The sequence below is a fragment of the Pedobacter sp. genome (assembly GCF_035317785.1).
Taxonomy (GTDB): domain Bacteria; phylum Bacteroidota; class Bacteroidia; order Sphingobacteriales; family Sphingobacteriaceae; genus Pedobacter.
Genome location: NZ_DATHGC010000019.1, coordinates 1 through 9,558 on the forward strand (window position 1 = coordinate 1; position 9,558 = coordinate 9,558).

General features: G+C 45.8%; 11 protein-coding genes. 4 read left to right on the forward strand and 7 right to left on the reverse strand.

Going from position 1 to position 9,558, the window contains the following annotated elements; genetic code table 11:
* Window positions 1-185: hypothetical protein (locus tag VK541_RS01700; protein ID WP_324366287.1), on the forward strand; the 185-nt coding region annotated here is incomplete at its 5' end.
* A 12-nt stretch (window positions 186-197) separates the two neighbouring features.
* On the opposite strand, the gene VK541_RS01705 is transcribed toward VK541_RS01700, so the two are convergent.
* The 4 genes from VK541_RS01705 to pdxH are packed head-to-tail and all read right to left on the reverse strand — an operon-like array spanning window position 198 to window position 4,349.
* On the reverse strand, window positions 198-1,706 hold the full coding sequence (locus VK541_RS01705) for a bifunctional GNAT family N-acetyltransferase/carbon-nitrogen hydrolase family protein (RefSeq protein WP_324366289.1): 1,509 nt from the start codon (window positions 1,704-1,706) through the stop codon (window positions 198-200).
* A gap of 56 nt (window positions 1,707-1,762) precedes the next feature.
* Window positions 1,763-2,785 carry a Holliday junction branch migration DNA helicase RuvB gene (gene ruvB / locus VK541_RS01710; protein ID WP_324366291.1) on the reverse strand — a complete coding sequence of 341 codons (1,023 nt, stop codon included), beginning with the start codon at window positions 2,783-2,785 and terminating at the stop codon, window positions 1,763-1,765.
* A 23-nt stretch (window positions 2,786-2,808) separates the two neighbouring features.
* Window positions 2,809-3,702, reverse strand: a complete 894-nt coding sequence (locus VK541_RS01715) for a 3-hydroxybutyryl-CoA dehydrogenase (RefSeq protein ID WP_324366293.1) — start codon at window positions 3,700-3,702, stop codon at window positions 2,809-2,811.
* Complete coding sequence (gene pdxH / locus VK541_RS01720) at window positions 3,699-4,349, reverse strand: pyridoxamine 5'-phosphate oxidase (RefSeq protein WP_324366295.1); 651 nt, start codon at window positions 4,347-4,349, stop codon at window positions 3,699-3,701. Before pdxH ends, VK541_RS01715 begins: the two co-directional genes overlap by 4 nt.
* 45 nt (window positions 4,350-4,394) lie before the next feature.
* Between pdxH and VK541_RS01725 the strand changes: the two genes are divergently transcribed.
* Complete coding sequence (locus VK541_RS01725) at window positions 4,395-4,958, forward strand: YqgE/AlgH family protein (RefSeq protein ID WP_324366297.1); 564 nt, start codon at window positions 4,395-4,397, stop codon at window positions 4,956-4,958.
* A 144-nt stretch (window positions 4,959-5,102) separates the two neighbouring features.
* Here the strand turns inward: VK541_RS01725 and purE are convergent, their stop codons facing one another.
* Window positions 5,103-5,591: a 5-(carboxyamino)imidazole ribonucleotide mutase gene (purE, locus tag VK541_RS01730; protein ID WP_324366299.1), complete on the reverse strand. Its 489-nt coding sequence runs from the start codon at window positions 5,589-5,591 to the stop codon at window positions 5,103-5,105.
* Entirely contained in the window at window positions 5,591-6,730 is a 1,140-nt protein-coding gene (locus VK541_RS01735; protein ID WP_324366301.1) for a 5-(carboxyamino)imidazole ribonucleotide synthase, read from the reverse strand. Before VK541_RS01735 ends, purE begins: the two co-directional genes overlap by 1 nt.
* A gap of 78 nt (window positions 6,731-6,808) precedes the next feature.
* Here VK541_RS01735 and VK541_RS01740 point away from each other — a divergent pair, with 78 nt between their 5' ends.
* Both VK541_RS01740 and VK541_RS01745 read left to right on the forward strand, forming a co-directional pair.
* The gene (locus tag VK541_RS01740; RefSeq protein ID WP_324366303.1) at window positions 6,809-7,999 is read left to right on the forward strand and encodes an aminoacetone oxidase family FAD-binding enzyme; all 1,191 of its coding nucleotides are present in this window, start codon (window positions 6,809-6,811) and stop codon (window positions 7,997-7,999) included.
* 286 nt (window positions 8,000-8,285) lie between these two features.
* Window positions 8,286-8,744 carry an SRPBCC domain-containing protein gene (locus VK541_RS01745; RefSeq protein ID WP_324366305.1) on the forward strand — a complete coding sequence of 153 codons (459 nt, stop codon included), beginning with the start codon at window positions 8,286-8,288 and terminating at the stop codon, window positions 8,742-8,744.
* 16 nt (window positions 8,745-8,760) lie between these two features.
* On the opposite strand, the gene VK541_RS01750 is transcribed toward VK541_RS01745, so the two are convergent.
* Window positions 8,761-9,558, reverse strand: a 798-nt coding sequence (locus VK541_RS01750) for an amidohydrolase family protein (protein WP_324366307.1), incomplete at its 5' end; no start/stop codon positions are given.

Consider the following 9,558-nt stretch of genomic DNA (forward strand, 5'->3'; position numbering starts at 1 on the left):
CACATAAACCGATTGAACATGACTATGCCAAACATGAAGCCGATCCCGGACCGTCACCGCAGGCCGTCAAAGAATATAACGACAGGGGAGCAGGCCCGGCAATGAAATGGATCATTCCCATCATTGTTGTTGTTTTACTTATTCTCTGGTTTATCTTTTTCAGGAACAACACCTCCGCACAATAAAAGATCAATCGCCTATTTCAGCAGCCTTATTTCATAAAGGTCCTTTCTGCGGTCCTTCAGAATTTTCACCGTACCAAAATGATGCAGTTCATCCAAAAGGTGCAGATCCACGTCTACGACCAGTACCATTTCTGTATTTGGAGTCGCCTCTGCTTTTATGGCATTGGTAGGGAAGGCAAAGTCTGAAGGGGTGAAAACCGCTGACTGTGCAAATTGTATGTCCATGTTATTGACTCTCGGTAAGTTTCCGACACAGCCTGCGATCGCCACATAGCACTCATTTTCAATAGCCCTTGCCTGGGCACAGTGCCTTACCCTTGTGTAGCCATTCTGCGTATCCGTTAAAAAAGGAACAAACAGGATCTGCATACCCTGGTCAGCATAGATCCGGCTCAGCTCCGGAAATTCCACATCATAGCAGATCAGAATGCCGATCTTCCCGCAGTCGGTATCAAATACCTGTACCTTATCGCCACCAACCATACCGTAATACTTTTGCTCATTTGGCGTGATGTGGATTTTCCTGTACTCTTCAGTTTTACCGCTCCGGTGGCATAAATAAGTAGCATTGTACAATTTATTGTTCTCCAGTATAGGCATACTGCCTGAGATCACATTGACATTATACGAAACGGCAAAAGACTGGATCTTTTCTACAATATCCGGTGTCAGCTCGGCCAGCTTACGCATGGCCTCCATCTCCGGCAAATGATTGTAAGGTTCCAGTAAGGGAGTATTGAAGAATTCAGGAAACATGATAAAATCAGATTTATACCCGCTCACCACGTCTACAAAGAATTTTACCTGCTCGTAAAAGGTATCGATATCCGGAAATAAGCGCATCTGCCATTGTACCAAACCAATACGTATGGTTTTTGCCGATCTTGCGGAAGCATCAACACCCTGGTAATAAATGTTATTCCATTCAATCAGCGTGGCAAATTCCTTTGATTCGTGGTCTCCCGGCAAATAATTCTTGAGTACCTTCCTGACGTGAAAATCGTTTGACAGCTGAAACGTAAGTGTAGGATCGTACAATTCTTTTGCCTTCACCTTATCGATGTACTGACGCGGACTCAATTTGTCTGCATGCTCATGGTAACCCGGTATTCTTCCCCCGGCGATGATGCTTTTCAGGTTAAGGCTTTCGCAAAGCTCCTTTCTGGCTTCATAAAGGCGCCTTCCCAGGCGCAGCCCCCGAAATTCAGGATGAACAAATATCTCTATACCGTAGAGGATATCCCCGTTGCGGTCATGCGTAGAAAAAGAATAATCACCAGTGATGTGCTGGTAGGTATGTTTGTCGCCATACTCATCATAATCTACGATGATCGACAATGAACAGGCTACCACTTTATCATCTATCGCAATACACAATTGCCCTTCAGGAAATAATTTCAATAGCTTTTGGATTGTGCCTTTGCTCCATATTTGCCCGCCAAGCGTGTCATACGCCTGCAGCATGGATTCTTTCAGATCATCATAATCTTCTAAAGTCAGCTTTCTGGTTTCTATATTCATAATGGTCCAAAGCTAGTGGTTTCTGAACCAGAAACGATTCTCAATTTAAACTTCGCTTAAAACAATTTCCCTGTTTGCCCGGGGAAATTCCTCTTTAAATGCTTGTATGCTGCCTCAGTGGCTTCCCTTCCCCTGGAAGTACGCATCAGAAAACCTTCCTGGATCAGGAAGGGCTCATACACTTCTTCAATTGTGCCTTCGTCATCACCAACTGCAGTAGCAATGGTTTTGAGGCCAACCGGGCCACCTTTGAATTTGTCAATGATCGTGGTGAGGATCTTATTGTCCATTTCATCCAGGCCATGCTCATCCACATTGAGCGCATTCAGCGCATATCTTGCAATTTCTGTATCGATCTGTCCATTGCCTTTGATCTGGGCGAAATCCCTGGTCCTTCTCAATAAAGCATTGGCGATACGGGGCGTACCTCGGCTTCTCCTGGCAATTTCGTAAGCTCCCTCATCGGTGATCGGTGTTTTCAGGATCTCTGATGACCTCAGTACAATCGTGGTCAGCAATTTGGCATCATAATAAGCCAAACGGGAGTTGATGCCAAATCTTGCCCTTAACGGAGCTGTCAGCAAACCTGATCTTGTAGTCGCGCCCACTAAAGTGAAAGGGTTGAGACTGATCTGTACGGAACGGGCATTTGGTCCGCTTTCCAGCATGATATCGATCTTAAAATCCTCCATAGCAGAATACAGGTATTCCTCAACCAGGGGACTTAGCCTGTGGATCTCATCTATAAATAATATATCACCGGTATCGAGGTTAGTGAGCAAGCCTGCAAGGTCACCCGGCTTGTCCAGCACAGGGCCTGAGGTTACTTTTATACCCACGCTCATTTCATTGGCAATGATATAAGAAAGGGTGGTTTTTCCCAATCCCGGAGGGCCATGTAACAACACATGATCCAGCGGTTCACCACGCAGTTTCGCTGCCTTTACAAAAATCCTGAGGTTTTCCATTATCTTTTCCTGACCTGTAAAATCTTCAAAGGCCTGCGGACGCAATACTCTTTCTATATCACGTTCAACAGGGGATAAGCTTTCAGAAGAAGGGTCAAGATTTTCGTTCATAGCGTAAAGTTAAGTTTTATTGTCTAATTCGTTGCAAACTTGGCCGCTACTACTGCCTCCTTAACGCCCTTTGCATAATTGTAAAATCCCTCACCTGATTTTACACCTCTTTTACCTGCAGCAACCATATTGACCAGGAGCGGACATGGCGCATATTTCGGATTCCCAAAACCCTCCTGCAATACCCGCAATATCGCCAGGCAAACATCGAGGCCGATAAAATCGGCGAGCTGGAGCGGTCCCATAGGATGGGCCATACCCAGTTTCATGACTGTATCAATTTCTTCGACACCAGCTACCCCTTCGTACAGGGAATATATGGCTTCATTGATCATTGGCATCAGGATCCTGTTGGCCACAAAACCCGGATAATCATTTACTTCCACTGGTGTCTTGTCAAGCTTTAAAGACAGGTCCATGACCATGGCAGTCGTTTCATCACTCGTAGCATAGCCCCTGATCACCTCTACCAGTTTCATGACAGGAACCGGGTTCATGAAATGCATCCCGATCACTTTATCGCCGCGGCTGGTCACCGATGCAATGCGGGTAATGGAAATAGACGAAGTATTGCTGGCCAGTATGGCCCCCGGTCCGGCAAAATGATCAAGGTCTTTAAAGATCTTCAGTTTCAGTTCCAGGTTTTCCGAAGCGGCTTCCACAATCAGCTCAGCCCCGGCTACACCCGTCTGCAAATCTGTGAAAATCGTAATATTTGCCAGTGTGGTTTCTTTTTCGCTTTCAGACAAAGTGCCTTTTGTTACTTGTCTGTCCAGGTTTTTGCTGATAGTAGCCAGTGCCTTTGACAGCGCATTGTCACTGACATCGATGAGACTTACCTGATATCCAAATTGTGCAAATGTATGGGCTATACCATTGCCCATAGTGCCGGAACCAATAACTGCGATGTTTTTCATGGTGCTAATCTATTGATTATCCATGAACCATCTATAAGGTCATAAACAATTCTGTCGTGCAGCCTGCTTGACCTGCCCTGCCAAAACTCTATTTTTGTAGGTTCCACCAGGTAGCCGCCCCAGTTCAGCGGACGCGGAATTTCCTGGCTGGCATACTGTGCGGTCAGTTCCGTTACTTTGTTGTCCAGTAAAGACCTGTCGCTGATGATCTTACTTTGCGGAGAAGCCAGCGCGCCTATCTGGCTGCCAGCGGGGCGCGAATGGAAATACGCATCAGAAACCTCCTCTGCAACTTTGCTTACCACGCCTTCAACCCTGACCTGACGCTGCAGCTCCGCCCAGAAAAAGACCAGTGCGGCCTGCGGGTTTTCCAGCAGGTGCTGTCCCTTGCTGCTCTCATAATTGGTAAAGAAAACAAAGCCGTCATTGTCGACCCCCTTTAACAGCACAATTCTTGCTGATGGCCTGCCAAACCGGTCAGATGTAGCGAGTGTCATTACATTAGGCTCATACAGCTGCGCATCAATTGCATTCTTAAACCAGTTTTGAAACTGAACAATAGGGTTGTGGTCTACGTCCTGTTCAGCGAGTTCTGCTGCAAGATAATCTTGGCGTAAGTTTTGTATGTTTTCTTTCGTAAGCTCCATGTACAAAAATAGGGTTAGTTTATTTATTTTTTTTAAATTTCCGAAATGTTAAGCCGAATCGCGCCATCCTCAGGTAAATTATTGATCTCCGAGCCATTTTTAATGGACCCTAATTTTCAACGCTCAGTAGTACTGCTTACCCAGCACCACGAAGAAGGTACCATAGGTTTTATCTTGAACCATCCCAGTGCATTATTGCTCAAAGACCTGATTCCCGAACTTGGGGATTCAGATTTTCCGGTATACATTGGTGGTCCTGTTGCTACGGATACCATACATTTTATTCATCGCTGCTACGACAAGCTAAATGATGGGGAAGAGATTGCAAAGGGCATTTACTGGGGCGGCAATTTTGAAGCGCTCAAAGTCCTGATCGGTACCGGAAGTATCGATCAAAGTGAGATCAAATTTTTTATCGGCTATTCAGGCTGGTCTGATCAGCAGCTGAAAAACGAGTTGGTGGAAAATACCTGGATCGTATCAGACCAGTACCATCCGGATATTGTTTTTTCTAACGATGAAGGAGAGGTCTGGAGGGAAGTGATCGTGAACCTGGGGCCAAAATATGCCCATGTCAGCAAATTCCCCAGTGATCCGAATTTGAATTGATTTTTTCGGCCGTCATTGCGAGGCACGAAGCAATCCCCGCGATATAAGATTGCTTCGTACCTCGCAATGACGACTGCACAATAATCTTGAAAAATGATAGCATAACATCATAGCAATGATGGACCTGATAATTGCTTGAATAAACTATCCTCCCAGGTCAGCAGCACTTTCCTCAACTTTCTTTCTCAGCTCATCTTTGTATTCCTGCATTTTAGCAGCCAATGAAGCATCTGCGGTAGATAAGATCTGTACGGCCAGTAAACCTGCATTTTTCGCCGCATTCAGTGCCACAGTAGCCACAGGAATGCCGTTTGGCATCTGTAATATGGAAAGTATAGAATCCCACCCGTCAATAGAATTAGATGATTTAACGGGAACGCCGATAACCGGCAGGACTGTAATTGACGCGACCATACCAGGAAGGTGCGCTGCACCTCCGGCACCGGCAATGATGACCTTCAATCCCCTTCCTGCAGCCTGTTTGGCATAATCAAACATTCTTTCCGGAGTTCTGTGCGCAGAAACCACAGTCATTTCAAATTCAACACCAAACTCTTTGAAAACATCGGCGGCATCCTGCATGATGTGAAGATCAGATTTGCTGCCCATTATAATGCCTACTTGTACACTCATCAGGATATTACTTTTAATGTATTTTTAATATAATTCGCTTTTTCTATCGCGCTCTCGCGGTTTTGGTCCACCACCGTGATGTGGCCCATTTTGCGGAAGGGCTTGGTATATTTTTTACCATATAAATGTACGTATACCCCGTCAATGGCCATGACCTTTTCCAGTCCGCTGTATTTGGCCACGCCATCATGGCCTTTTTCACCCAGCAGGTTGATCATTACCGCATTGTTGATGGAGCGGGTATCGCCCAGGGGAAGGTTAAATATGGCCCTCAGGTGCTGCTCAAACTGGGAAACATAATTGCCTTCTATGGTGTGGTGGCCACTGTTGTGCGGTCTTGGCGCCAGTTCATTGACCAGGATGTTGCCATCACGGGTGATGAACATCTCCACGGCCAGCAATCCGGTAATGTTCAGCGAAGACGCAATGTTTTTGGCAATGACCTCGGCTTTTTGCTGAATGGCATCCGGATAGGTTGAGGGAGAGATCAGGAACTCTACCAGATTGGCTTCTGCGTTAAATTCCATTTCCACCATCGGGAATGTTTTTACATCGCCATTTGGATTTCTGGCTACGATCACTGCGATTTCCTTTTCAAAATCGACCAGCTCCTCGATCAGGCAGGGTGCGTCAAAAGCATTTTCTATATCTGCGGCACTATTGATTTTCATCACGCCTTTGCCGTCATAACCGTCACGGCGCTGCTTTAAAATATAAGGGAAAGTGAAATGACTGTTTCTGATATCTTCCCTGGTGTTTACCAGTTGAAAGGGAGCGGTAGGAATGTTGTTTTCTTTAAAGAATTGTTTCTGCACCCCTTTATCCTGGATCAGACGGATCACCCTGCTCTGGGGGTAAACCTGTTTGCCTTCTTTTTCCAGTTGGTCCAGCGCCTCAATGTTTACTTTTTCTATCTCTATGGTAATGATATCGGCCTTTTTACCAAAATTATAAACCGTATCAAAATCTGTAATGGAACCGCATTCAAAATAATTCGCAATGTGTTTGCAGGGAGCATCATTATCCGGATCTAAAATCAAAGTGGTCAGATTGTAATTGATGGCTTCCTGGATCAGCATCCTGCCTAGTTGTCCGCCACCCAATACGCCCAATTTCAAATCACTAATTTGTTTTGCCATATCTATATGAAAAAGTTATGCTTATTTTGCACAAAAATAACAATATAAACGGATTGCCGTAAAAATACTAGAGGATTGATGGATGCAGATGCGATAATTATTGGTGCAGGAGCTTGCGGTTTGATGTGTGCGGTACAGGCAGGCTATCTTGGTAAAAAAGTGATCCTGCTGGAAAAGGGGGAAAAACCGGGAGCCAAGATCCTCATCTCCGGGGGTGGCAGGTGCAATTATACCAATCTGTATGCTACCGATGAACAGTTCATTTCCAATAACAAACATTTTAGTAAATCGGCTTTTACACAATGGACGGTAGAAGATACCGTCGGTTTTTTTGAAACTTACGGCATTACCGGCATGGAAAAGACCCTGGGCCAATTGTTTCCGGATGGTAAAAATGCCAGGGACGTGGTCGGGGTGTTTACCTCTTTGTGTTCAGACTTTGACCAGCAGATCATCTGCGGCGCAGACGTCTCGGGTGTTGAAAACAACGGGGAAATCTTTACTGTCAGCTATGCGAAGAATGGCAAATCCAGGGAGCTTAAAGCACCTAAACTGGTGATTGCCGCGGGCGGACTGCCGATACCCAAAATGGGTGCTACCGATTTTGCACTGCGTTTTGCCAGGCGGCATGGATTGAATATTATAGAAACCGCACCGGCCCTGGTGCCACTGACCATCACGGGAAAAGATGAAGACTGGTATGCGCAGCTATCCGGTAACAGTGTTTTTTGCGAAGTCAGCAACGACCGTATTTCTTTTGAAGAGAACATCCTGTTTACCCATTGGGGACTGAGCGGCCCTGCAATCCTTCAGATCTCTTCGTTTTGGCGAAGGGGTGAGGAGATCAACATCAACCTGCTTCCCCGTCAAAATATTACAGATCTGCTCGAACAGGAAAGAAGAGCTAATGGAAAACTGCTGTTGTCTACTTTTTTGGGTCGCATTTACCCCAAGAAATTTACAGATGCGCTGGCCAAGTTTCTCCCTGTTGAAAAGCAGGTCGCTTCGCTTACCAAAGCTGATCTGGAAAACATTCATCAAACCATTCACTTATTTAAGGTAAAGCCTGCCGGCGACAAAGGCTATGACAAGGCCGAAGTGATGCGCGGCGGTATAGATACCGCTGAACTGTCATCCAAGACCCTGGAATGCAAAAAAATCAGTGGTCTGTTTTTTGGAGGAGAGTGTGTAGATGTAACCGGTTGGCTGGGCGGTTATAATTTCCAGTGGGCCTGGGCCAGCGGCTTCGTGATCGCCCAAAACTTATAATTTCTTTTTTATATCCTTCAGAGCATGCAGTTCAGTGATCCTGATATGCGTCTATACTGCGGTTAAATTTTATGATGAAAAAGACAAGACTTAAATATCTCTTGCCTAAGAGTTGACTAAGCTATACCTTAACCAACCCTTAATCAAATCTTACTCAAACCTTAACCAAAGCTTAATTAAAATTAGCGACACATTAGACACACATACCACGCAGAAGCCATAGATATACTGAAAACTAATTTGGGCCTGAAACGTTTCTATACCAGATTAGCATTAGTTTTAGATTATGGACAACGAAATTATCAATAACCCGGATCTTGAGGGATGGATTAAAAAAACCATAGAGATCAACTCCTCCGACGATAAAGTCTGGAACACACTGACCAGTAAGGAACTTATAAAAAAATGGGCTACCGCTTTTGAAGAAGGAACTGTGGTTGAATCTGACTGGACCGAGGGTGCAATAGTTACCTGGAAAAGTGCCGAAGGCCAGAACCTGATCAAAGGAAAAGTAGAAGTGAGCTACCCCTCAAAACTGCTCAAGCTGATGTATTTTGATGATGAGAATGCAGCCGACGATGCGGAAACAGGGGAATACCAGGAACACTACCTATTGTCTGAACATGAGGGCAAAACCACTTTTACAGTAGAATCCGGCCCTTTGTCTGATCATTATATCAAAAGCCTGAACCCGCAATGGGACAACGCATTAAAGCTCATCAAACAATTGGCTGAGGGACAATAGCCCTCTTGCCAAATCTTTAATCACAATGCGGAACAGTAAAGGTCCAGGTTTCTGAATCACCGCCAGACTCTCCGCTGGGAAAGCTGTAGAGCATGCCTTTACCGGTTTCAAACCAGAGTTTGCTTCTCAGTTTTTCACGGCCGCCAATTTCGTTCATGGACAGGCTGTCGTATATGCGGCCGTTAACCATCACGTATCTGATCTTTTCCGAGTTCCGGATATCGTCCAGCGGATTGGCATCCATGACCACCAGGTCTGCCAGTTTTCCTGCTTCCAATGAACCGATTTCATAATTCATCCCCAGGTAAGATGCTCCGTTTAAAGTGGCGCAGCGAATGGCCTGCAAGGGAGTCATGCCGCCTTGTACCAGCATCCAGAGTTCCCAATGCGCTCCGAGTCCCTGGATCTGACCATGTGCGCCAAGGTTTACTTTTGTGCCGCCCTCGGCAATCTGCTTTACGGCTTTGGATACATCAATATGGCCGTAATCTCCGTATTCGGAAGTGGTCCTTCTCCTGGAGCGCTCATCTATGATGGGGCGGGGCGTAAAGGCCATGAGCCTTTCGTTTTCCCATACATTGGTGCGGTCATACCAGTAGTTTTCGCCCCACTGACTGCCGTAGCTGACGATAAGCGTTGGCGTATAGGCAACCTTGGTATTGTTCCAGAACGAGATCACATCTTTATAAACCGGGGCTACGGGGATGCCGTGTTCGATGCCGGTATGGCCATCGGCAATCATATTCATATTGGTAAAAAACGTAGAGCCACCCTCTGGTACAACCTCCATCTTCAGCCGCCTGGCTGCCTCAAG